The following is a 23,486-nucleotide window of genomic DNA, read 5'->3' as shown; positions in this document are numbered from 1 at the left end:
TGCCCGCGCCTCGTCACCCAGCGATACACCGACCGCTCCACTCACCGATCCACCGACCGGAAGGACCCCGCGTGACCGCCACACCGCTCGCCGCCGTCACCGGAGCCGAGGGCTTCATCGGCTCCCACCTCACCGAGGCGCTGGTCGCCTCCGGGCACCGGGTGAGGGCCATGGCGCAGTACAACTCCTTCTCCTCCTACGGCTGGCTGGAGACGCTCTCCCCCGACGTGCTCGACCAGGTGGAGATCGTCCTCGGCGACGTCCGCGACCCCGGCTCGGTCCGCCACCTCGCCGAGGGCGCCGACTGCGTCTACCACCTGGCCGCGCTCATCGCGATCCCGTACTCCTACCAGGCACCGCACAGCTACGTGGACACCAACGTCACGGGCACCCTGAACGTCCTGGAGGCGGTGCGCGCGCAGGGCACGCCCCGGCTGGTGCACACCTCCACCAGCGAGACCTACGGCACCGCGCGGACCGTGCCGATCACCGAGGACCACCCGATCCACACCCAGTCGCCGTACGCCGCGTCCAAGGCGGGCGGCGACCGGCTGGCGGACAGCTACCACGCCAGTTTCGACACGCCGGTGGTGACGCTGCGGCCGTTCAACACGTACGGGCCCCGCCAGTCCATGCGGGCGGTGATCCCGACGGTCATCGGGCAGGTGGCGGCCGGGGAGCGGACCATCACCCTCGGCGACCTGCGCCCCACCCGGGACTTCACCTTCGTCAAGGACACCGCGCAGGCCTTCCTCGCCGTCGGCACCGCGCCCGCCGAGCGGGTCGTGGGCCGTACGTTCAACGCCGGTACCGGCGGCGAGATCTCCGTCGGCGACCTGGTCGCGCTCATCGGCAAGGTGATGGACACCGCGCTCGACGTACGGGAGGACGAGCGGCGGCTGCGGCCCGCGAACTCCGAGGTGATGCGGCTGGTCGCGGACGCGACCCGGCTGCGCGGGGCGACCGGCTGGGCCCCGGCGCACGACCTGGTGCAGGGCCTCGCGCAGACCGTGGAGTTCTTCCGCGACCCGGCCAACCTCGCCCGCTACAAGACCGGCATCTACAACATCTGACCCGGCACGTGAACCGAGGGGGAACCTCATGCACGCAGTGATCCTGGCCGGCGGCAAGGGCGTCCGGCTGCGGCCCTACACCACCGCGCTGCCCAAGCCGCTCGTGCCCATCGGCGACCAGCACGCCATCCTGGAGATCGTTCTGCGCCAGCTCGCCTCGGCCGGCTTCACCGGCTGCACGATCGCCATAGGCCACCTCGGCGAGATCATCCGCGCCTACGTCGGCGACGGCTCGCAGTGGGGCCTGACCGTCGGCTACTCGACCGAGGAGAGCCCGCTGGGGACCATGGGCCCGCTGCTCACCATGCGCGAGCGGCTGCCCGAGCACTTCCTGGTGATGAACGGCGACATCCTCACCGACCTCGACTACGCCGACGTACTGGACCGGCACCGCGCCTCCGGCTCGCCGCTGACCATCGCCACGTACGCCAGGAAGGTGCACATCGACTTCGGCGTCCTGACCACGGACGCGAGCAGGGTGGTCGCCTTCACCGAGAAGCCGAGCATGGACTACCGCGTCTCCATGGGCGTGTACGGGCTGTCCCGGTCGACGCTCGACGGGTACACGGCCGGACTGCCCCTGGGCTTCGACGAGCTGGTGCTCGACCTGCTGAAGTCGGGCAACCCGCCGCACGCCTACGACTTCGACGGCTACTGGCTCGACATCGGCCGCCCCGACGACTACGACCGGGCCAACGCGGAGTTCACCAGCCGCAAGTCCCTGCTGCTCAAGGGAGCCTGAGCACCGCATGCGCATCCTCGTCCTGGGTTCCACCGGCTATCTGGGCGGCCACGTCGCCGACCGGCTGCGCGCCCTGCCCGGCGCGCGGGTCCTCGGCGGCGGCCGCTCCCCCGCCGCCGACCTGCCCGTCGACCTGGCCACCGATACCGTCGAACGGCTCACGCGGGTGCTGGCGGCGGCGGACGTCGACACCGTGGTCAACTGCGCGGGCGCGACCGGCGGTGATCCGGTGACGCTCGCCGAGCTCAACGCCCGCGGTCCGGCCGTGCTGTGCGCGGCGCTGTCCCGGGCACGTCCCGCGGCCCGACTGGTCCACCTGGGGTCGGCCGCCGAGTACGGTCCGGGCACGGAGCGTGTCCCGGTGCCGGAGTCGGCGCCGACCCGCCCCCTGACCGCCTACGGCGCCACCAAGCTGGCGGGCACCGTCACCGTCGCCGCCGCGGAGCTGGACTCCGTGGTCCTGCGGGTCGGCAACCCGGTGGGGCCCGGCGCGCCGGCCACCTCTCTGCCCGGCCGGGTCACCGGCCTGCTGCGCGCGGCGGGCACGGACCCGGACGCGGTACTGCGGCTGGGCGACCTGTCGGCATACCGGGACTTCGTCGACGTACGCGACGTCGCGCGGGCCGCGGAGCGCGCGGTCACCGCCACCGGCCCGCTGCCGTCCGTGCTGAACGTCGGCGGCGGCGAGGCCGTGCCGGTGCGCAGGCTGGTGCGGACGCTCGCGGGCGTCGCCGGCTTCCGCGGCCGGATCGAGGAACAGGGCGCTGGCTCGGCGCGCTCGGAGCAGGTGTCCTGGCAGTGCTCCGACATCACCGCCGCCCGCACCGCCCTCGACTGGCGGCCGTCGTACTCGCTGGACGAGTCGCTGGCCGCCCTGTGGTCGGCCGGCGGCCCGTCCCGGCCCCCGGAAGGCGACCGCCCGTCGTGAGCCTGCTGATCCCGCTGTACGTCCACCCGGCCGAGGACCCGGGCTCCTGGCACCGGCTCGTGGCGGCGGCCGGCCGCACGTATGGGGTCGTCCTCAACCCCGCGAACGGCCCGGGGGACGTGCCCGACCCCGCTTTCGCCTCGGTGGCCGGCGCGCTGCGCGCGGCGGGCGCCCGGCTGCTCGGTTACGTCGACACGGACTACGGCACGCGGGCGGCGGCCGAGGTCGCCGAGGACGCCCGGCGGCACCGGGAGTGGTACGGGACCGACGGGTGCTTCCTGGACCGGGTGAGTGCGGCGGCGACCGAACTCGCGGCGTACCGGGCGATGGTGCGCGCGCTGCGCCGGCGGGGCTCGGCGACCGTCGTGCTCAATCCGGGGGTCCATCCCGCTCCGGGCTACGCGCGGATCGCCGATCTCCTGGTCACCTTCGAGGGGCCCTGGTCGGTGTACGTGTCCGCGTTCAGCCGGCCGGACTGGACGCTGCGGCTCCGGCCGGAGCGGTTCTGCCACCTGGTGTACGGGGTGCCCGAGGCGCTGGCCCCGCTCGCCGTGCGCACCGCGCGGGAGCGTGGCGCGGCCGTGTCGGGGCCCGTGTCGGGAGAGCTGCCCAATCCGTGGGCGCGGCTGACTCCCGTACTGACCGGGGCGCAGTCGTGAGGCGGGGCGGACGGGCGTTCGCGGCGACGCTGACCGCGCTGGCCGCCCTGGTCGTGGCCGGGTGTTCCGGTACGGACGGTCCGCCGCCACCGGAGCCGTCCGCCACCGAGGTGTGGCGGCCCCGGCCGGGACTGGCCTGGCAGTGGCAGCTCGACGGGCGGGTCGACCCGTCGGCCGACGTCCCGGTCTACGACATCGACGGCTTCGAGAACGACGCCTCGGACGTGGCCCGGCTGCACCGGGCCGGCCGCAAGGTGATCTGCTACGTCAACGTGGGTGCCTGGGAGGACTTCCGTCCCGACTGGGACGCCTTTCCCCGGTCCGTGCTGGGCGAGCCCAACGGCTGGCGGGGTGAGCGCTGGCTGGACATCCGCCGGCTGTCCGTACTGCGGCCGATCATGGAGCGGCGGTTCGACATGTGCCGGGACAAGGGCTTCGACGCGGTGGAGCCCGACCTGGTGGAGGGATACGCCGAGCAGACCGGTTTCCCGCTGACCGCCCGGGACCAGCTGGCGTACAACCGCATGATCGCCGCCATCGCCCGCCAGCGCGGTCTCGCGGTGGGCCTGAAGAACGACCTGGCGCAGATTCCGCAGCTGGTGGACGACTTCGACTTCGCCGTCAACGAGCAGTGCGCCGAGTACGGCGAGTGTGCGCGGCTCGCTCCGTTCGTGGCGGCGGGCAAGGCGGTCTTCCACGTGGAGTACGGCGAGCCGACCGGGCGCTTCTGCGCCGAGTCGCGCAGGCTCGGGCTGTCGTCGATGCGGAAACGGCCGGAGCTCGGGGTCTGGCGCGAGCCGTGCTGACGGCGGCGATGGGGGCATGGGGCAGGATGGGGCCATGAGCGTAGTGAAGATCAACGTACTGACCGTCCCGGCCGAGCAGCGCGAGACGCTGGAGAAGCGCTTCGCCTCGCGGGCCCACGCGGTCGAGAGCTCCGACGGCTTCGAGTGGTTCGAGCTGCTGCGGCCGGTGGAGGGCACCGACAACTACCTCGTCTACACGCGGTGGCGCGACGAGGCGTCGTTCCAGGCGTGGATGGAGGGCCCCATGAAGGCGGCCCACCAGGGCGGCGGCGCGGAGGGCGGGGAGCGGCCGAAGCCCGCGGCGAGCGGGTCCACGGTGTGGTCGTTCGAGGTGGTGCAGCAGGCGGCGCCGAAGGAGGCGTGAGGCGTCGGGGGCGGCCCCGGTCCGGGGCCGCCCCCGTGCTCAGGCGAGCTGGACGAGGAGGTCGCCGCCCTCCACCTGCTGGATGCGGTTGATGGCGAGCCTGCTCACCGTGCCGGACTTCGGGGCGGTGATGGTGGCCTCCATCTTCATCGCCTCGATGGTGGCCACCGTGTCACCGGCCTCCACCTCGTCCCCCTCGGCGACGGCGAGGGTGACCACGCCCGCGAACGGCGCCGCGACGTGCCCGGGGTTCGACCGGTCGGCCTTCTCGGTGACCGGGACGTCGGACGCCGCCGACCGGTCGCGGACCTGGATCGGGCGGAGCTGCCCGTTGAGCGAGGACATCACGGTGCGCATGCCGCGCTCGTCGGCGTCGCCGACCGCCTGGAGTTCGATCAGCAGCCGGACGCCCGGGTCGAGATCGACCGTGTACTCCGTGCCGGGGCGCAGCCCGTAGAAGAAGTCCTTGCTGTCCAGGACGCTGGTGTCGCCGAACGAGGCGCGGTGGCTGTCGAATTCGCGGGCGGGCGCGGGGAACAGCAGCCGGTTCAGGGTCGCCCGGCGCTCCTTGGCCAGCCCGGTGCGGTCGTCGGCGGACAGCTCCGGCACCGGCTTGGCCTCGGCACGGCCGCGCAGTGCCTTGGTACGGAACGGCTCGGGCCAGCCGCCGGGCGGGGTGCCCAGCTCACCGCGGAGGAAGCCGATGACGGAGTCGGGGATGTCGAACCGGTCCGGTTCCGCCTCGAAGTCCGCCGGGGAGACGCCCGCGCCCACCAGGTGCAGGGCCAGGTCGCCGACCACCTTGGACGAGGGGGTGACCTTCACCAGGCGGCCCAGCATCCGGTCGGCGGCGGCGTACATGGCCTCGATGTCCTCGAAGCGGTCGCCGAGGCCGAGCGCGATGGCCTGGGTGCGCAGGTTGGAGAGCTGGCCGCCGGGGATCTCGTGGTGGTAGACGCGGCCGGTGGGTGCGGCGAGGCCCGCCTCGAAGGGGGCGTAGACCTTGCGGACGCTCTCCCAGTACGGCTCCAGGTCGCCGACGGCCTGGAGGTCGAGGCCGGTGGGCCGCTCGGTGTGGTCGGTGGCGGCGACGATCGCCGACAGGGACGGCTGCGAGGTGGTGCCGGCCATGGACGCCACGGCGCCGTCGACCGCGTCGGCGCCCGCCTGGACGGCGGCGAGGTAGGTGGCGAGCTGGCCGCCGGTGGTGTCGTGGGTGTGCAGGTGCACCGGCAGGTCGAACTCCCGGCGCAGCGCGGACACCAGGGTCGCGGCGGCCGGGGCGCGCAGCAGGCCGGCCATGTCCTTGACGGCCAGGACGTGGGCGCCGGCGTTCACGATCTGCTCGGCGAGGCGCAGGTAGTAGTCGAGGGTGTAGAGCCGCTCGCCCGGGTCGGACAGGTCGGCGGTGTAGCACAGGGCGACCTCGGCGACGGAGGTGCCGGTCTGGCGCACGGCGTCGATGGCGGGGCGCATCTGGTCGACGTCGTTGAGGGCGTCGAAGATGCGGAAGACGTCGATACCGGTGGCCGCGGCCTCCTGGACGAAGGCGTCGGTCACCTCGGTCGGGTACGGGGTGTAGCCGACGGTGTTGCGGCCGCGCAGCAGCATCTGGAGGCAGATGTTGGGGACGGCCTCGCGCAGGGCGGCCAGCCGCTCCCAGGGGTCCTCGGCGAGGAAGCGCAGGGCGACGTCGTAGGTGGCGCCGCCCCAGCATTCCAGGGACAGCAGCTGGGGCAGGGTCCGGGCGACGGCCGGGGCGACGGCGAGCATGTCCTTGGTGCGGACCCGGGTGGCCAGCAGCGACTGGTGGGCGTCGCGGAAGGTGGTGTCGGTGACGCCGATGGTCGGCGACTCGCGCAGCCACCGGGCGAAGCCCTCCGGGCCGAGTTCGGCCAGCCGCTGCCGGGAGCCGGCCGGGGGGTCGCCCGCGGGCACGGCCGGCAGCTTGGTCAGCGGGTCGGCGAGCCGGGGGCGTTCGCCGTGCGGCTTGTTGACGGTGACGTCGGCGAGGTAGGTGAGCAGCTTGGTGCCGCGGTCGGCGGAGTGGCGGGAGGTGAGCAGGTGCGGGCGCTGCTCGATGAAGGACGTGGTGACCCGGCCGGCCTGGAAGTCGGGGTCGTCCAGCACCGCCTGGAGGAAGGGGATGTTGGTGGCGACGCCGCGGATGCGGAACTCGGCCACGGCGCGCCGGGCGCGGTTGACGGCGGTGGTGAAGTCCCGGCCGCGGCAGGAGAGTTTCACCAGCATGGAGTCGAAGTGGGCGCTGATCTCGGTGCCGGCGTGGGTGGTGCCGCCGTCGAGGCGGATGCCGGAGCCGCCCGGTGAGCGGTAGGCGCTGATCTGCCCGGTGTCCGGGCGGAAGCCGTTGGCGGGGTCCTCGGTGGTGATGCGGCACTGGAGGGCGGCGCCGCGCAGGGTGATGTTCTCCTGGGCGAGGCCGAGGTCGGCGAGCGTCTCTCCGGCGGCGATGCGCAGTTGGGACTGGACGAGGTCGACGTCGGTGACCTCCTCGGTGACCGTGTGCTCGACCTGGATGCGCGGGTTCATCTCGATGAAGACGTGGTTGCCGTCGCGGTCGACGAGGAACTCCACGGTGCCGGCGTTGCGGTAGCCGATCTGCCGGGCGAAGTTGACGGCGTCTGCGCAGATGCGCTCGCGCAGGGCCGGGTCGAGGTTGGGGGCGGGCGCCAGCTCGATGACCTTCTGGTGGCGGCGCTGCACCGAGCAGTCCCGCTCGAAGAGGTGGATCACGTCGCCCTCACCGTCGGCGAGGATCTGCACCTCGATGTGGCGGGGCTCGACGACGGCCTTCTCCAGGAAGACGGTGGAGTCGCCGAAGGCGGAGGCCGCTTCCCGGGACGCGGCCTCGATGGACTCGCGCAGTTGGGCGGGTTCCTCGACGCGGCGCATGCCGCGCCCGCCGCCGCCCGCGACGGCCTTGACGAACACCGGGAAGCCGATGTCGGCGGCGGCGCGGACGAGTTCGTCCACGTCGGTGGAGGGCGCGGAGGACCCGAGGACCGGTACGCCGGCCTCGCGGGCGGCGGCGACGGCGCGGGCCTTGTTGCCGGTCAGTTCGAGGATCTGCGCGCTCGGACCGACGAAGGTGATGCCGGCTTCCTCGCAGGCGCGGGCGAGTTCGGGATTCTCGGAGAGGAATCCGTAGCCCGGGTAGACGGCGTCGGCTCCGGCGCGGCGGGCCGCGCGCACGATCTCCTCCACGGAGAGGTACGCGCGCACCGGGTGGCCCGGCTCCCCGATCTCGTAGGCCTCGTCGGCCTTCAGCCGGTGCAGCGAGTTGCGGTCCTCGTGCGGGAAGACGGCGACCGTGCGCGCGCCGAGCTCGTAGCCCGCACGGAACGCGCGGATCGCGATCTCACCGCGGTTGGCGACCAGCACCTTGCGGAACATTCTTGATCCCTTCAGCCTGCCGGGTGACGAGACCATGGTGTCGGCGCCGCCTCCGGTACGCCATGTGAGCCGGGCCACTCACTGTCCGGTGTCCGGCCGTGTGAGGTCGCGGTCGGGTCGGTCAGACGTCGGAGTCGATGCCGGTGACGATCGTGGGACCGAGCGGGGCGCTGCCGTCGTCCAGGCCGGCCGCGCGCAGGGCGGAGTCGGCGGCCTCGCGGGCGCGGCCCTCCGCGCGGGCGGCGGTGTCGGCCTCGACGGTGAGGCGGATGGTGAAGGTGCCGTCGTCGTTGACGGAGAGGGCGTCGAGGTCCTCCTCGTCTCCCAGGTGGGTGCGGTGCGGGTCGGCGGGGCGCAGTGCGCGGGCCAGTTCGTCCTTCGTGGTGTCCTGGACCGCGCCGGTGAACGTGCCCGGCACCGAGATGACGTACGTCGTCATGGCACTCCTCCTTCGGCTCCCCTCCGCCTACCCCGATACCGCCGCGGGACCCGGCCCCGGCGGTGTCGTCACCGCAGGGCCGCGGCGAGGCGCAGGCGCAGCCGGTCGACTCCGGCCGGTGTGCGGGAGGGGGCGGCGGTCGTGCAGTCCGGCAGTCCCGCCCTGGCCAGCGTGCTCAGCAGGGCCCGGGGGCCGCTGTCGAGGTAGGTGGTGAAGCCCGCCCGGCGCAGTGCGTCCAGGGTGCGGGAAAAGGCCATGGGTTCGGTGAGGTGCGCGGCCGCCGCGGTGCGCAGTCCGGCCGGGGTGCGTACGGGGCGGTCCGTGGTGGCCGTGTACACGGCGAGCGCGGGCGGGGCGACGGGCTCGGTGCGCAGGTGCCGGCGGAAGGTCCGGTGGACCTCGGTGAGCAGGGGGTGGTGGTAGGCGGTGCGGCTGGTCAGGGGGGTGGCGCGGTGGCCGAGTTCGCGGGCCGTGCGCCGTACGGCGGCCAACTGGTCGTCGGGCCCGGCCAGGACCGTCTGGGCGGGCGCGTTGCGGGCGGCGACGCACAGGTGGGCCAGGCCCTCGGTCCGTATCAGGTCCGCCGCCCGGTCGGCGGTCATGTCGGTGGCCAGCAGGCCGGCCGCCGGGAGCGCGGCTTCCCGCAGCAGCCGGTCGCGCAGGTGCAGCAGCCGGACGCCCTGCTCCGGGGTGATCACCCCGGCCACGGTGAGCGCCGCGAGGTCGCCCACGCTGTGGCCGAGGACCGCGTGGACGGGCGGGTCCGCGAGGTCGAGCAGGAGGGTCGCGGAGGCGGTCACCGCGGCGTAGGTGGCCAGGTCGAAGGCGAGGGGGGCGGCGAGCAGGAGCTGCTCGGGGCGGGGCGCGCCGGAGTCCGTGAGGAGGAGCCCGGCGGGCGGTCCGCCGCTGCCGCCGAGCTGCGCGCTGTGGTCGTCCACCCTCCGCAGCACCCGCGCGACGGACGGTACGTCGCGCAGGTGGCGCAGGGCGCCCGGGAGGTAGGCGCCCTGGCCGGGGCACATCAGCACGGTGCGCAGTGTGCTCCCGGCCGGTAGCGGGGGGCCGTGGTTCATGAGGCGGCGGCGAGGGCGAGGGCGACGTTGTGCCCGCCGAAGCCCATGCTCGTGGAGACGGCCGCGAGGGGCCCCGGGGGCAGAGGCACGGGGCTGCGGCCCACGACGTTCAGGCCGATCTCCGGGTCGACGCGTTCCAGGCTGCACGCGGGCGGCGCGGTGCGCTCGCGCAGGGCGAGGACGGTCAGGACGGCCTCGATCGCGCCGGCCGCCCCCAGGGTGTGACCGAAGGCGCCCTTGGTGGCGCTGACCAGCACGTCGTCCAGGTCCTTGGCGAAGACCTGCTCCAGGGCCTGGGCCTCGCCGAGGTCGCCGAGCGGCGTCGAGGTGGCGTGGGCGTTGACGTGCCGGACCTGCTCCGGGTGGAGCCGGGCGTCGCGCAGGGCCTCGTCGACGGCGGCGGCGCAGCCCGTACCGCCGGGCGCGGGCTGGGCAACGTGATGGCTGTCGTTGGTGATGCCCGCGCCGGCCAGCCTTCCGTGGACGCGGGCACCGCGGGCGGCGGCGTGCGCGGCGCTCTCGACGACGAGCATGCCGGCGCCCTCCCCCATCACGAAGCCGTCCCGGCCGGCGTCGAAGGGCCTGGAGGCGCCCTTGGGATCGTCCAGGCGCTGGGAGAGGGCGCCCAGCCGCGCGAACCCGGCCAGGGCGAGGGGGTGCAGCGCGGCCTCGGCGCCGCCCGCGACCACGATGTCGGCGCGGCCGTCCCGGATCATGCCGAGGGCCTGGCAGAGCGCTTCGGCGCCGGAGGCACAGGCACTGGCGGGGGCGTGCACCCCGGCCTTGGCGCCGACCATGAGCCCCACCTCGGCGGCCGGGTGGTTGGGCAGCATGACCGGGATCGTGCGCGGGCTCACCCGGCGGGCGCCGCGGGTCCGGAGGCGGTGGTTCTGCTCCAGGGTGCTGGTGAGCCCGCCGAGCCCCACCCCGACGACCACGGCCACCCGCGCACCGCTCGCGCCCAGGGACGACGCCTCCTCGAACCCGGCGTCGCGCACGGCTTCCCGGGCGGCGACGAGGGCGAACTGCGCCGAGCGGTCGCAGTGCGCCGCCTTGGCGGGCGGCAGCACGGTGGTGGGCTCGACCGCCGCCGGGGCCGCCAGGTAGGCCGGCGCGGGGCCGTCCGGTGCCTCGGACTCGAAGTCGAGGCGTCCGACGCCGCACACGCCGGCCAGCAGGGCCCGCCAGGTGGAGGGGACGTCGCCGCCCAGCGCCGTCGTCAGGCCCAGTCCGGTGACGACCGCGGCCCGCTCCTCGGGGGCCGGACCGGCCGCGTGCCGTGGGCTCACGCGGTCCTGCCCGCGGGAGCGGCGACGACTTCGGCGAGGTGGGCGGCGATCTGCCGCACCGTGGTGAGCTGTTCCGCCCGCTCCTGCGGCACCTCGATCTGCCAGCGGTCCTCGATCGCGGCGACCAGTTCCAGCATGGCCAGCGAGTCGACGCCCAGTTCGTCCCGGAGGGAGGAGTCCGGTCCGATCTCCTCCACGGACAGGTCCTCGACCGTCGCGGCCAGCAGTTCCCGCAGTTCGTCGAGCAGCTTTCGTTCCTCGGCGGTGGACGGCATGTGCGTACCTCCTTGTTCTCGGTGCGCGGCGCCCCCGGGGGACGGCGGGCGGGAGGTCCCTGACTCCCCGGGGTGCGCCGGCGGTGCGGCGGCGATCTGCCGGGCGCACGCCGACAGGTTGTCCGGCGGCCCGGCACGGCAAGCGCCCCTCAGGGGGTGACGGCGGGGTACCGGGAGCACGCGAGGGGCTTCTGCGGACCGCCGTGTCCGCTCTTCACGTTGAAGCGCCCCGTGGCGGACCGAGGGTGCCGGCCGGCGGGCGCGTAACCGGCCGGAGGGACGCCGTCCGTTCCTCAGCGGACTTTGGCGGCTCTTTTAAGGCTTCTTGAAGATGACCTTCGAACGGGCGTTTCCGCCCCGGCCGGGTCCTAGGCTCTCGAACACCCCCCACAGTCCCGGTGGGCGCGATCGCGTCCACCGGGTACGGGGGCCGAGCCAGCCGACCGACAGACCGAGGTGTCCTGCATGGGTTCCCGCCGAGCCGCTCGCCCGTCCCGCTCCCACGCCCGACCGCGCGGCGGGCTCCGGACCCGCGGCACCGCGCTGGCCCTGGGCGCCGTCACCGTGACCGCGGGCGTCGGGATCACCCTGGCCGTCGCCGACGGCGAGGACGGCGGGGCCTCGGACCGGGTCGCGGCGAGCACCGCCGGTGAGGCGCCGGGCGCCGAGGACGCGGCGGGCGGCGCGGTGCCGCTCGCCTCCGGCTCGGCGAGCCCGAGCGCCTCGGCGAGCAGCTCGCCGAGCGGGAGCGCGAAGCCGAAGGAGAAGCCGAAGCGGTCGGCGAGCCCCACGCCGAGTACGGAGCGGAAGTCGGCCGAGCCCGCGTCGAAGGCGCCCGTGCGGACGACGGCGAAGAGCGGCGGCGGCGACCGTCCGGCGAGCGGAAGCGGCGACTCGGGATCGGGCAGCACCGGGTCGGACTCGGGGTCGGGTTCCGGTTCCGGTGGGTCCGGCGGGCCCGAGGCGCAGGTCCTCGCGCTGGTCAACGAGGAGCGGGCCGCGGCGGGCTGCTCGCCGGTCACGGCGAACTCCCGGCTGACCCGGGCCGCCGACGACTACAGCGACGTCATGGCGAGCAGTGGTGTGATGTCCCACACGGGCCCCGACGGCTCCACGATGACGACCCGGGTCGAGGCCGCCGGATACCAGTGGTCGACGCTGGGCGAGAACATAGCCCGGGGGCAGGCGGACGCCGCCTCGGTGATGGAGTCCTGGATGAACAGCTCCGGCCACCGCGCGAACATACTCAACTGCTCCTTCAAGGAACTGGGCGTCGGCGTCCACTTCGGCGACGGCGGCCCCTGGTGGACGCAGAACTTCGGCGCCCCTCGCTGACGCCCGTCACCGTGTCCCGGCGCCGCTCGCGCCGGCCAGTACGAACGACACCCGCACCCGCGCGCCGCCCAGCGGCGCGCGGGTGATCGTCAGTTCGCCGTCCGCCGCGCGGGCCGCCCGCGCCACGATGTCCAGGCCGAGTCCGGTGGAGCCGCCGACGCTGACGCCCCGGGTGAGCGCCGCCTCGGGGTCCGCCACGCCCGGGCCCGCGTCGTCGACCGTGAGAAACACGTGCCGGTCCGCCCGCTCCACGCGCACGGTGAAGGCGGTGCCCTGAGGGGTGTGCCGGAAGACGTTGCCGATCAGGGCGTCGACGACGGCCGCGAGATCGTCCTCGGGGAAGGCGACGGGCGCCGGGCGCGGGGTGAGGGAACGCTCGCAGGGCCGGCCCTGCTGGGTGGCGAGGACCGACCAGAAGTCCAGGCGCATGGCGACCACCTCGGCGACGTCGCACGGTTTTGACGCGCCCGCCCCCGCACCGGCCAGGTGCGCCGAGGCCAGCGGTGTGCGTGCCGCGGCGATGATCGAGTCCAGCTCGCTCTCCAGCTGCCCGGCCGCTTCCGTGACCCGCCGGGCGCTGGGCGTCGCGCCCATCCGGTCGGCCTCCAGGTAGAGGGCGGTCAGCGGGGTGCGCAGCCGGTGCGAGAGGTCGGCGACCAGTTCGCGTTCGATGGCGAGCAGGTCGACGACCCGGTCGGCCATCGTGTTGAACGCCGCGCCGGCCTCCTGCAGCTCGGGCGGCCCGTCCGGTTCCACCCGTACGTCCAGGTTCCCGGAGCCGAGGGCCAGCGAGGCGCGCTTGAGGCCGCGGGAGGAGCGGACGACGCGGGCGCCGAGCCGGTCGGCGACCAGCACCGAGCCACCGACCAGGCCCAGCGCGAGGAGCGCCATCACACCCCAGGACGCGGCCACGCCCCGGGTGAGGTCGGCGGCGGGCACGAAGGCTTCCACGACCGCCACCCGGTCCCCGCGCAGGACGACGGGCTGGAGGTAGACCCAGCCCTCGTCGGTGTCCACGGCGAGCGTCTCGCGGCCGCGCACGGCCCGGTCGAGCGCGTCCCGGGGCGCGTGCGGGGTGCCCACGAAGCCGCCGTCGGGCAGCCGTACGACGAGCTGGTCGGCGGAGCCGAGTTCCGCGACGGCCTGCTGCACGTCGGCGCGCCGGGTGGTGAGGGCCAGGACCGGGGACAGGGCGGAGGCCCGCTGTTCGGCGGCGGTGGTGACCCGGTCCCGGGCCTGTTCGCGGACGAGGAGGGCGAGCGGGATGAGGAAGGACAGCGCCACCATCGAGGTGACGGCCAGGGCGATCCCGGCGAGGGCACGTCTCATGGCGAGCTGACCAACTTGATGCCTATGCCGCGCACGGTGTGGAGATAGCGGGGCTTTCGCGCCTTCTCACCCATTTTGCGGCGGAGTGCGGAGAGGTGGACGTCGACCGTCTGGTCCTCGACGTACGGCTGCTGCCACACCTCGGCGAGTATTCGCTGCCGGGAGATGACCTGGTCGGCGTTGGCGGCGAGGTAGGCGAGCAGGTCGAACTCGCGGCGGGTGAGCGGGAGCTCCCGGCCGGCGAGGTGGGCGGTGCGCGCGGTGGGGTCGATGCGCAGGTCGGCGACCTGGAGGACGGGCCTGCGCGCGGCCCGGACGTCGGCGGGCACGGACCGGCGCAGTACGGCGGCGAGCCGGGCCGCGAGCTGGCCGCCGGAGAACGGCTTGACCAGGTAGTCGTCGGCCCCGGCGTTGAGCAGCCGGATGATCTCGCTCTCGTCGTCACGGGCGGTGGCGACGAGGACCGGGACGCGGGAGATGCCCCGGATCATGCGCAGCACGTCGAGACCGTCGAGGTCGGGCAGCCCGAGGTCCAGCACCACGATGTCCGGCGGGCTCTGGGTGATGTCGCGCAGCGCCTCGAAACCCTGGTGGGCGGTCTTGACCGCGTAGCCGTGCCCGGTCAGGACCTCGATCAGCGCGGCCCGGATCACGGGGTCGTCCTCGACGACCAGTACGGAGGCCATGGGCAGGCACGTTAGCCGGTCCGTCACTATGGTGTCGTGTCCCGCCTCCTGCGCTACCTGATCATCTGGCTGTCGTGCACGGCAGCCAGTGTCACGGCTGTCATCATCACGATCCACTTCGTGGTGGGCTCGACCCGGCCGACCGCGCCGGTCGCGCAGTCGGCGCCGAGTGAGCCGCCCCAGTCCCCGAGGCCCAGCCCGTCGAGGACCGCGGAGCCGTCACCCAGCCCGTCGGCGACCAGCCGCAGGCCCAGCCCCACGCCGTCCCGGAGCAGCGAGAAGCCGCCCGAGCCGAGCCCGACACCGACGCCGACACCCACCGCCCGCACCACTCCCCCGAGCCCGCCGGCCGACTCGGGCGGCTCGGGGTGCGAGGGCGGTGCCGGCGTCTACACGGTGCCCTCCGAGGGCGGCAAGGCCACCGTGCGGTTCGGCGACGACGGAGTGTGCCTGGTCTCGGCGGTGCCGAACCGGGGGTTCACGGTGAGCACGGAGCAGAGCGGCCCGCAGACACTGACGGTCACGTTCTCGGCGAGCCGCCACCGGTCGGAGATCACGGCGACGACCCGGCCGGAGAGCCGGGCCGACGTCCGCGAGGTGTCGTGGTGACACCGGTCACGCGCAGGCGTTCCCGTTGACGCTGAAGGCAGCCGGGGCGGTGTTGGCGGCTCCCTTCCCGGCGGTGAACCCGAGGGTGACCGTGCCGCCGGCCGGGATGGTGGCGGTGTAGGGGGCCGGGGCGACGCTCACCGCGCCGCCGGTCTGCGTCGGTGTCCCGCCCCACATGTTGGTGACGGTCTGGCCGTCCGGGAAGGTGAAGGCGAGCGTCCACGGGCCGAGGGGCGCGGTCCCGGTGTTGCGGACGGCGATCTCCCCCTGGAAGCCGCCCGGCCACTCGCCGACGACGCGGTAGGTCACCGCGCACGTGGCGCCGGGGGTGCCGCTCTCGTCGGTCGTGACGTCCACGGTGGCGGAGCGGGCCGAGCGGTTGCCGGCGGCGTCTCGGGCGTAGACGGCGAAGGTGTGGGCGGTACCGGCGGTGAGGCCGGTCACGGTGACCGAGTTGGTGGTCGAGGTGGCGACCGGGGTCTCGGTGCCGTCGTCGACGCGGACGACGTCGTATCCGGTGACCCGGGTGTCGTCGCTCGACGCGGCCCAGCCGAGGGTGACGGAGGTGTCCGTCACGGCGGAGGCGGCCGGGGTCCCCGGAACACTGGGCGCCTCGGTGTCGTCCGGGGTTTCGCCGCCGAAGACCGTCGCTTCCTTCGAGGTCCGCGCGATGCCGTCGGCGCCGTGGAAGATGCGCTCGCCCCAGGAGCTGAGCCGGCTCGGGTCGAAGTCGAGGGCGAGGTCCAGGACCGGGTCGGTGTTGCCGCTCCAGGACCAGGCCAGGTAACCGAGGTCCAGCCGTTCGGCGGTGGCCATCATGGTGTCCTCGTCGGGGTCGCCCCACTGGTCGGCGGGGCCACCGAACTCGCCGATGAGGATGGGCAGTCCGGCGTCGACGTAGGCCTGGAGGTAGTCGGTGATCTCCTGGGCGGTGTCGTAGACGCTGTACATGTGGATCGAGAAGATCAGGTTGCCGGTGGGGTCGGCGTCGCACACGGTCCGGGCGTTGGCCCGCATGACGCCCTGCCAGTCCTGGCCCCAGTTGGGCGCGTCCACCATGATCGTGTGCTGGAATCCGGCGTCGCGCAGCTTCTTCACCGCCGCGACGGTCGGCTCGGTCCAGCCCGCGGGGTCGGTGTTGCCCCAGGGCTCGTTGCCGATGTTGACGATGACGTAGTCCTCTTCGCCGGCCAGCACGTCCTTGAGGCCGATCCAGTAGTCGGCGGCGTGGTCGAGCGTGCCGGCCGCGGCGTCCTCGCCGTAGCCGGTGGTGTCGTGCACCTCCAGGACGCAGATCAGCCGGTTCGCCTTGCACTGCTCGACGACGTCCGCCACGTCGGCGGGGCTGTTCTCGCTCCAGCGGTGGCCGTCGGAGAGGACGACCCGGACGCTGTTGGCGCCCAGTGCCTTGATGTCGGCGAGCGACTGGGTCTCGCCGGGGTACCAGGTGTGCGCGTGGTTGACGCCGCGCATGACGAAGTCGTTGCCGTTGGCCTCCAGGAGCCGGCCCCCGCTGATGTGCAGGCCGGTGGCCGCCCGGGCGCCGGGCGGCGACTGGGCCAGGGCGGCGGCCGGGCAGAGGGCGCCGAGGACGACCAGGCCGGTCATGACGGCCAGCGCGGCGAGCAGGCGGGCCAAGAAGCCCTGCCGCGGTTCGCGTGGTGTTGTGCGCACGGTGACTCCAGTGGGGAGGTGGGGAAGCGCTTACTGTTGTGGGAGCGCTCCCATGAAGCCACGACGGCGCGTACACGTCAAGACGACGGGCGCCGTGAAACGAAGGTCGAGTGGAACGGGTACGTCCCGCTCACCCGGGTGAGCGGGACGTACCGGGCCTGGCGCCCTCACGATCGGTCAGGGCAGGGTCCACTTCTGGTTGGGTCCGGTGTGGCAGGTCCACAGGTGGACCGGCGTCCCGTCGTTCCACGTACCGCCCGACGCGTCCAGACACTTGCCCGACTGCGGATTGCGCACCGTGCCGTCCGACTGCGCCGCCCACTTCTGCGCACCCGTCCCGTTGCACGTCCACAACTGGATCCGCGTACCGTCGGCGCTGCCACCACCGGACACGTCCAGACACTTCCCCAGCGCCCGCAACGTCCCGTCACCACCGACCGTCCACTCCTGCGCGGACGACTGGTTGCACGACCAGAGCTGCACCGCCGTACCGTCCGCCGTGCCCGCGTTGTCCACGTCCAGGCACTTGCCGTTCACCCCCCGCACCGGGCCGGTCCGCGGATCGGGCTCCGGCGTACCGGCGTGCTTGACGCGGATGTCGCGGAAGGCCACCTCGTCGCCGTCGCCGTGGTTCTGGAGGCCGATGTGCCCCTGTCGCAGACTCCGCGCCGGATCGGTGTTGGTGAAGTCGTTGATCTTCACGCCGTTGAGGAAGACCTCCAGCCGCTCGCCGGTGACGCGGAGTTCGTACGTGTTCCACTCCCCCGGCGGGTTCAGAGCGGCGTCACGAGCCGGGAGGTCCGCCGACTGGAACCCGTAGACGGCACCCGTGGTCCGGTCGGCCGCGTCCGTGGCGTCGATCTGGATCTCGTAGCCGTTGTCCACCGCCGACCAGGGGTCGGCGGAGGCCGGGAAGCCCACGAGAACGCCGGAGTTGTCGTCCCCGGCCGCCTTCCAGTCCAGCTTGAGAGAGTAGTCCCCGGTGAACTCCTCGGCGGAGTACCAGAGCATGCCCAGCCCGCCGTGCGAGGTGAGGGTGCCGTCGGCGAGGGTGAACCCGCCGGGGCCGGCCTGCTGCCAGCCCGTGGTGCCGGAGCCGTCGAAGAGGGAGGTGTAGCCGCTCTCCGGGCGGCAGTCGGCGTTGGTCATGCCGGCCGCCCAGCGGACGCCGCCGAGGAGGTGCCTGCGGAAGGCGGGGTCGGCGTAGGACTCGTCGGTGTGGCCGCCGCCGGTGTAGAAGGCCCGGCCGCCCTCGTAGTCCTTGCACCAGGCGATCGGGTGGTCGCCGTTCATGTTGCCGCCCGAGTAGCTGGACTCGTCGAGCGAGGCCAGGACGTGGGCCGTGGTGCGCGGGTTGGTGCGGTAGTTGTACCACTCGTCGGTCCGCTGCCAGGTGCCGCCGAGGTGCGCGGTGGCGTCGTGCGCGCGGTCCTCAACCTCGACGGTGGCGGGCTGAATGGCGGGGTGGGAGTGGAAGAGGGCGCCCGCCAGCCCTTCGTAGAAGGGCCAGTCGTACTCGGTGTCGGCCGCCGCGTGGACGCCGACGTATCCGCCGCCGGCATTGACGTAGCTCTCGAACGCCGTCTGCTGGGCGTCGCCCAGCACATCGCCCGTCGTCGACAGGAACACGACCGCCTCGTACCGGGCGAGGTTTCCGGTGGTGAAGGCCCCCGGGTCCTCGGTGGCGTCCACGGTGAAGTTGTTCGCCGCGCCGAGATCCCGCAGGGCCGCGATGCCGTCGTCGATCGAGGAGTGGCGGAAGCCGGCGGTCCGGGAGAAGACGAGCACGTCGTACGCGGGGTCGGCCGCGGCCTGTGCCGCGGCGTCCGGGGCCGCCTGGACGTCGGTGCGGGCGGTCGCGGCGCCGGGGGTGGCGCCGGGCAGGGCGGTGGCCTGGGGCGCCGCGCACAGTACGGCGGCGGCGAACAGGCCGAGGGCTGCTTTCAGATGGTTGCGCATGGAGGTCGCCTCCTCTCTACGGCAGGGTCCACTTCTGGTTGGGTCCGGTGTGGCAGGTCCACAGGTGGACCGGCGTCCCGTCGTTCCACGTACCGCCCGACGCGTCCAGACACTTGCCCGACTGCGGATTGCGCACCGTGCCGTCCGCCTGCGCCGCCCACTTCTGCGCACCCGTCCCGTTGCACGTCCACAACTGGATCCGCGTACCGTCGGCGCTGCCACCACCTGACACGTCCAGACACTTCCCCAGCGCCCGCAACGTCCCGTCACCACCGACCGTCCACTCCTGCGCGGACGACTGGTTGCACGACCAGAGCTGCACCGCCGTACCGTCCGCCGTGCCCGCGTTGTCCACGTCCAGGCACTTGCCGTTCACCCCCCGCACCGGGCCGGTCGGCGTACCGCCTTCGCCGGTGGTGAAGGAGAACTCGTCCACGTCGAAGAGGGAGCCGGGGCCGCCCTTGAAGACGAGGTGGAGCGTCGTGGAGCCGGCCGGCTGGTCGCTCAGGGCGGCCGTCACGTCCTGGAAGGTCTCCCAGCCGCCGGTCACCGGCACCGTCGCGGTGCCGAGCAGGGTGCCGGTCGGGGAGCCGGCGCGCACCTCGATGGTTCCGCCGGTGCCGGCCGAGGAGACCCGGGCGGTGAAGGCGGTGGCGTTGTCGAGGGCGTACGGCCGGAAGGAGATCCAGTCGCCGTTCTCGATGTGGCCGACGGTCCTGCCGCCGTGCGCGGGCGTGTGGTTGACGACCTGGACGCCCGAGGAGTCGCCGTAGTGCTCGGCCTGGCGGTGGCTGGGCTGGGTGATGTGCTGGTCGTGGGTGGTGAGGGCGGGCTGGCCGTTCGCGCCGTTGTCGGTGTACTCGGCGTCGATGACGCCGAAGATGTTGGCGTTCGGGTCGTGTTCGCCGTCCGCCAGGGTCTGGAGGGTGCCGGTGCAGCCGGTGGCCGAGGTCTGCGGGTGGCCGTGGCTGTCGTGGCCGATGATGAAGGTGACCTTCACCTTGGCGCAGTCGACGGTGCCGTCCTCGGGGTCGGTCACCGTCACCTTGAAGGGAATGGCGGCGCCGAAGTCGTAGACGCGTCCGTCGGTCGGCAGGTCGATGCGCACGCTGGGCGCGGTGTTGCCGACGGTGATGTGGACGGAGGCCGTGGCGGACTTGCCCGTCGTGTCGGTGACCTTCAGCGTGGCCGTGTACTGGCCGTTGGCGGTGTAGGTGTGGGTCGGGTTCGCCGCGGCCGAGGTGCTGCCGTCGCCGAAGTCCCAGGCGTGGGTGAGGGTGTCGCCGTCGGCGTCGGAGCTGCCGGCGGAGGAGAAGGCCACCGTCAGCGGGGCGGTGCCGGAGGTGGTGTCGGCCCCGGCCTGGGCGACGGGGGCGTGGCCGCCGGTGATGTGCTCGATGCGGTAGAGGGCGGAGTTGGCGTCGCCGTTGAAGTAGCCGGTGCCGTAGTCCAGGACGTAGAGGGCGCCGTCCGGGCCGAAGGCCATGTCCATCACCTGGGTGCCGCTCCAGGGGAAGGCGTTGATGGACTGCACGGTGCCGTCGCCGCCGGTCTCGATGCGCTTGATCCAGCGGCGGCCGAACTCGCCGGCGAAGAAGTCGCCGTCGTACGCCTCGGGGAACTTCACGTCGGAGGTGGAGTTCGCGTCGTAGCGGTAGACGGGTCCGCCCATGGGTGACTCGGAGCCGCCCCCGAACTCCGGTACGGAGCCGCCGTCGTAGGGGATCCAGGCGGGCTGGGCGGGCGGCAGGTCGGTGAGGCCGGTGTTGCGCGGCGAGGTGTTCCTCGGAGCCGCGCAGTCGAAGGTGGCGCCCGCACCGCCGGTGGCGAAGTCGTGGTCGACGTAGGCGTCGTTGTCGCCGGTGCAGTAGGGCCAGCCGAAGTTGCCGGCCTCGGTGATGCGGTTGAACTCGACCTGTCCGGCGGGGCCCCGGGAGGCGCTCGCGGTGCCCGCGTCCGGTCCGTAGTCGCCCACGTAGACGGTGCCCGTGGTCTTGTCGACGCTCATCCGGAAGGGATTGCGGAAGCCCATGGCGTAGATCTCGGGGCGGGTCCCGGCGGTGCCGGGCGGGAAGAGGTTGCCGGACGGGATGCCGTACGAGCCGTCGGCGTTCACCTTGATGCGCAGGATCTTGCCGCGCAGGTCGTTGGTGTTGCCGGAGGACCGCTGGGCGTCGTAGGCGGGGTTGCGCGAGGCGCGTTCGTCGATGGGGGTGTAGCCGTCCGAGGCGAAGGGGTTGGTGTCGTCGCCCGTCGACAGGTAGAGGTTGCCCGCCGCGTCGAAGTCGATGTCGCCGCCGACGTGGCAGCACAGGCCGCGGGAGGCGGGCACGTCGAGGATCTTCTTCTCGCTGGCCTGGTCCAGGGTGCCGTCGGTGCGCAGCACGAAGCGGGAGAGCCGGTTGACGCCGTCGAAGGGGGCGAAGTCGGAGGCCGAGCCGTCCGCGGGTGCGTCACCGGCCGGTGTGTCGAGCTGGGGCGCGTAGTAGAGGTAGACGAAGCGGTTGGTGGCGAAGCCCGGGTCCACGGCGACGCCTTGCAGGCCCTCCTCGTCGTGGCTGTAGACGTCGAGCCTGCCGGCCACGGCGGTGTTCCCCGCCGGGTCGGTCAGCCGGAGCGTGCCGTCGCGCGAGGTGTGCAGGACCGAACGGTCCGGCAGGACGGCCAGGGTCATGGGTTCGCCGGTCTCGGCCACGCCCTTGGCGAGGGTGACCTGTTGGAACTCCTCGGCGGCCACGGCGGCACCGGCGGCACCGGTTCCGTCGCCGCCCGGATCCGCCGGGGCGGCGGCGGCCGGGCTCGTCGGCAGCATCAGGCCGAGGGCACACACCAGGGCCGGCAGTAAGGAGCGGACACGTCTGTGTCCGAGCGGTCTCGTGCGCACAGGGTTCTCCCGGGAGGTGTGGGGTGGCGGCAGGCGTGTGAGTCCTGCCGTGAAGAGGGAGTACGGGCGCGCGCCGTCGCGCCGTCGAACGCCGGTCGGGAGACGCTCATGACCGGTTCATTTCAAGGAAGTTAGCGGGCTTGGTCCGAACCTGTAACCCATTCCGCACAAGATCTCGATTCTTTTTCCCTTCGCGGGACAAAGTGGCCGGTGCACCGAGTGGGGGGCGGAAGCCGGCAGTTCACTCCACCGTCACCACGACGGAGTGCCGTCCGCTGGCCCCGTCGGGGACGGTGCGGGTGCGCTTCTCGGTCTGCACCTCGCCGGTGCGGTCGGTGGCCCGCACGGTGAGGGTGTGGCCGCCCTTCGTGGCCTGCCAGGCGTAGGACCACTGGCGCCAGGTGTCACGGGTGTCCTCGGCCGCGAGGGTGGCCTCCTGCCAGGGACCGTCGTCGACGCGGACCTCGACCTTGTCGATGCCGCGGTGCTGGGCCCAGGCGACGCCGGCCACCATCACCGCGCCCGCCTTCGGCCGTGCGAACGGCTTCGGGGTGTCGATCCGGGACTGGGTCTTGACCGGGGCCTCGCGGGCCCAGTCGCGCTTGACCCAGTAGGCGTCGTAGGCGTCGAAGGTGGTCAGCTCGATGTCCTCGATCCACTTGCAGGCGGACACGTAGCCGTACAGGCCCGGGACCAGCATGCGCACCGGGAAGCCGTGGTCGAACGGCAGCGGTTCGCCGTTCATGCCGACGGCGAGCATCGCGTCGCGGCCGTCCATGACGTCCTCGACCGGGCTGCCGATGGTCATGCCGTCCACCGAGCGGGCGACCAGCTGGTCGGCGGGGCCACCCTTGGACGGCGGCCGGACCCCGCACTCCTCGAGCAGGCCGGCGAGCCGGACGCCGATCCAGCGGGCGTTGCCCACGTAGGGGCCGCCGACCTCGTTGGAGACGCAGGTGAGGGTGATGTCGCGCTCGATCAGTTCGCGGCGCAGGAGGTCGTCGAAGGTGAGGATCTTCTCCCGGGCGACTCCGTCCCCGTGGACGCGCAGCCGCCAGGCGCCGGCGTCCACCTTGGGGACCACCAGGGCGGTGTCCACCCGGTAGAAGTCCGCGTTGGGCGTGATGAACGGGCTGACACCGGCGACCCTGACCTGTGCTCCCCGGGGCACCGCGGGGGCGCGTGAGGCGGGCGGCGGCAGGTCGGTGTTCTTGCGGGAGGCCACGGCCTCCTGGCCGCCGGCGCCGTTCAGGGCCCGGCCCACCGCACCCGCCCCGGCCGAGGCGGCGGCAGCGGCGGTCGCCGCGAGGACGAAGCGGCGCCGGTCCCAGCCCTCGCCGGGCTCCTGCCCCGCGCCCCGGTGCGCCGCCGGGAGGCGGCCGGCGAGGAAGTACAGGAGTGCGGCGCCGGCGAGCGCCCCGACGACGGACGGGAGGGCGTCGGTGAGGCTCGTGGAGTCGGGACGGCTGGTGGCGGCCGCCGCCCCGACGGCACCGATGACCAGGACGCCCGCGGCCCCCGTGCGCCGGTGGCGGACGGCGAGGACACCGAGGGCCAGGGCGAACAGGGCCAGGACGGCGAGGATGCCGAGCTGGAGGACCAGCTTGTCGTTGGTGCCGAAGGTGCGGATCGCCCAGTCCTTCACGGCGGCCGGGGTGCGGTCGATGGCGGCACCGCCGACCGCGACCACCGGGCCGGCCTGCGGACGCACCCCCGCCGCCACCAGTTCGGCGACGGTGAGCGCGGCACCTCCCGCCAGGAGCCCGCTCAGCGCCCCCAGCGAGAGCCGTGTGGTCGTCCGGGAGTACCGCCGCGGTGCGTTCTCTTCGTCGCTCACGCCGGTAATCCGGGGCCGGGCACCGGGCGGATTGGTGCGGCGGTGCTCGTCCCGGGCGCGGGAGGCCGGCGCCGGTGGGCGGCTGCCGCGTTGTGCCGCCCAGGTCCCGCG

20 protein-coding genes are annotated in these 23,486 nt (G+C 73.5%); 8 read left to right on the top strand and 12 right to left on the bottom strand.

What is annotated here, in order from left to right:
* Window positions 1–71 precede the first annotated feature (71 nt).
* The 6 genes from AMK11_RS14465 to AMK11_RS14440 are packed head-to-tail and all read left to right on the top strand — an operon-like array spanning window position 72 to window position 4,572.
* On the top strand, window positions 72–1,073 hold the full coding sequence (locus AMK11_RS14465) for a GDP-mannose 4,6-dehydratase (RefSeq protein ID WP_073726967.1): 1,002 nt from the start codon (window positions 72–74) through the stop codon (window positions 1,071–1,073).
* Window positions 1,074–1,101: 28 nt separating this feature from the next.
* Complete coding sequence (locus AMK11_RS14460; protein ID WP_073726965.1) at window positions 1,102–1,815, top strand: nucleotidyltransferase family protein; 714 nt, start codon at window positions 1,102–1,104, stop codon at window positions 1,813–1,815.
* 7 nt (window positions 1,816–1,822) lie between these two features.
* Window positions 1,823–2,743, top strand: coding sequence for an NAD-dependent epimerase/dehydratase family protein (locus tag AMK11_RS14455; RefSeq protein ID WP_073726963.1), 921 nt, complete (start codon window positions 1,823–1,825; stop codon window positions 2,741–2,743).
* Window positions 2,740–3,402 carry a spherulation-specific family 4 protein gene (locus AMK11_RS14450; RefSeq protein WP_073727888.1) on the top strand — a complete coding sequence of 221 codons (663 nt, stop codon included), beginning with the start codon at window positions 2,740–2,742 and terminating at the stop codon, window positions 3,400–3,402. Before AMK11_RS14455 ends, AMK11_RS14450 begins: the two co-directional genes overlap by 4 nt.
* Window positions 3,399–4,208, top strand: coding sequence for an endo alpha-1,4 polygalactosaminidase (locus AMK11_RS14445; RefSeq protein WP_073726961.1), 810 nt, complete (start codon window positions 3,399–3,401; stop codon window positions 4,206–4,208). The genes AMK11_RS14450 and AMK11_RS14445 overlap by 4 nt, the downstream gene beginning before the upstream one ends.
* 34 nt (window positions 4,209–4,242) lie before the next feature.
* On the top strand, window positions 4,243–4,572 hold the full coding sequence (locus AMK11_RS14440) for an antibiotic biosynthesis monooxygenase family protein (protein WP_043383968.1): 330 nt from the start codon (window positions 4,243–4,245) through the stop codon (window positions 4,570–4,572).
* A 39-nt stretch (window positions 4,573–4,611) separates the two neighbouring features.
* On the opposite strand, the gene AMK11_RS14435 is transcribed toward AMK11_RS14440, so the two are convergent.
* From AMK11_RS14435 to AMK11_RS14415, 5 genes are all read right to left on the bottom strand, one after another.
* A complete protein-coding gene (locus AMK11_RS14435; protein WP_073726959.1) occupies window positions 4,612–7,986 on the bottom strand; it encodes a pyruvate carboxylase in 3,375 nt (1,124 codons plus the stop codon).
* A gap of 121 nt (window positions 7,987–8,107) precedes the next feature.
* Window positions 8,108–8,425, bottom strand: coding sequence for a hypothetical protein (locus AMK11_RS14430; protein ID WP_073726957.1), 318 nt, complete (start codon window positions 8,423–8,425; stop codon window positions 8,108–8,110).
* 68 nt (window positions 8,426–8,493) lie between these two features.
* Window positions 8,494–9,447, bottom strand: a complete 954-nt coding sequence (locus AMK11_RS14425) for an ACP S-malonyltransferase (protein WP_241847003.1) — start codon at window positions 9,445–9,447, stop codon at window positions 8,494–8,496.
* A 47-nt stretch (window positions 9,448–9,494) separates the two neighbouring features.
* Entirely contained in the window at window positions 9,495–10,787 is a 1,293-nt protein-coding gene (locus AMK11_RS14420; RefSeq protein WP_073726953.1) for a beta-ketoacyl-[acyl-carrier-protein] synthase family protein, read from the bottom strand.
* Entirely contained in the window at window positions 10,784–11,062 is a 279-nt protein-coding gene (locus AMK11_RS14415) for an acyl carrier protein (protein WP_073726951.1), read from the bottom strand. Before AMK11_RS14415 ends, AMK11_RS14420 begins: the two co-directional genes overlap by 4 nt.
* A gap of 465 nt (window positions 11,063–11,527) precedes the next feature.
* On the opposite strand from AMK11_RS14415, the gene AMK11_RS14410 reads away from it, so the two are divergent.
* Complete coding sequence (locus AMK11_RS14410) at window positions 11,528–12,397, top strand: CAP domain-containing protein (RefSeq protein WP_073726949.1); 870 nt, start codon at window positions 11,528–11,530, stop codon at window positions 12,395–12,397.
* A gap of 6 nt (window positions 12,398–12,403) precedes the next feature.
* Here the strand turns inward: AMK11_RS14410 and AMK11_RS14405 are convergent, their stop codons facing one another.
* The 3 genes from AMK11_RS14405 to AMK11_RS38490 are packed head-to-tail and all read right to left on the bottom strand — an operon-like array spanning window position 12,404 to window position 14,732.
* Complete coding sequence (locus AMK11_RS14405; protein ID WP_073726947.1) at window positions 12,404–13,726, bottom strand: sensor histidine kinase; 1,323 nt, start codon at window positions 13,724–13,726, stop codon at window positions 12,404–12,406.
* Window positions 13,723–14,412, bottom strand: a complete 690-nt coding sequence (locus AMK11_RS14400; RefSeq protein WP_073726945.1) for a response regulator transcription factor — start codon at window positions 14,410–14,412, stop codon at window positions 13,723–13,725. Before AMK11_RS14400 ends, AMK11_RS14405 begins: the two co-directional genes overlap by 4 nt.
* Before the next feature lie 53 nt (window positions 14,413–14,465).
* Window positions 14,466–14,732: a hypothetical protein gene (locus AMK11_RS38490; RefSeq protein WP_241846969.1), complete on the bottom strand. Its 267-nt coding sequence runs from the start codon at window positions 14,730–14,732 to the stop codon at window positions 14,466–14,468.
* Window positions 14,733–14,808: 76 nt separating this feature from the next.
* Here AMK11_RS38490 and AMK11_RS14390 point away from each other — a divergent pair, with 76 nt between their 5' ends.
* Window positions 14,809–15,021, top strand: a complete 213-nt coding sequence (locus AMK11_RS14390) for a hypothetical protein (RefSeq protein WP_073727886.1) — start codon at window positions 14,809–14,811, stop codon at window positions 15,019–15,021.
* A gap of 6 nt (window positions 15,022–15,027) precedes the next feature.
* On the opposite strand, the gene AMK11_RS14385 is transcribed toward AMK11_RS14390, so the two are convergent.
* The 4 genes from AMK11_RS14385 to AMK11_RS14370 all read right to left on the bottom strand — a co-directional run bounded on the left by AMK11_RS14385 (window position 15,028) and on the right by AMK11_RS14370 (window position 23,375).
* Window positions 15,028–16,629, bottom strand: a complete 1,602-nt coding sequence (locus AMK11_RS14385) for a cellulase family glycosylhydrolase (RefSeq protein WP_241847002.1) — start codon at window positions 16,627–16,629, stop codon at window positions 15,028–15,030.
* Between the two features lie 243 nt (window positions 16,630–16,872).
* On the bottom strand, window positions 16,873–18,654 hold the full coding sequence (locus tag AMK11_RS14380; protein ID WP_073726941.1) for a ThuA domain-containing protein: 1,782 nt from the start codon (window positions 18,652–18,654) through the stop codon (window positions 16,873–16,875).
* A gap of 16 nt (window positions 18,655–18,670) precedes the next feature.
* The gene (locus AMK11_RS14375) at window positions 18,671–21,466 is read right to left on the bottom strand and encodes a PQQ-dependent sugar dehydrogenase (RefSeq protein WP_241846968.1); all 2,796 of its coding nucleotides are present in this window, start codon (window positions 21,464–21,466) and stop codon (window positions 18,671–18,673) included.
* A 313-nt stretch (window positions 21,467–21,779) separates the two neighbouring features.
* The gene (locus AMK11_RS14370; RefSeq protein ID WP_073726937.1) at window positions 21,780–23,375 is read right to left on the bottom strand and encodes a sulfite oxidase; all 1,596 of its coding nucleotides are present in this window, start codon (window positions 23,373–23,375) and stop codon (window positions 21,780–21,782) included.
* Between the last annotated feature and the right edge of the window lie 111 nt (window positions 23,376–23,486).

The sequence above is a fragment of the Streptomyces sp. CB02414 genome (assembly GCF_001905385.1).
Classification (GTDB): Bacteria; Actinomycetota; Actinomycetes; order Streptomycetales; family Streptomycetaceae; genus Streptomyces.
This window is presented reverse-complemented; position numbering and strand designations above follow the sequence as displayed.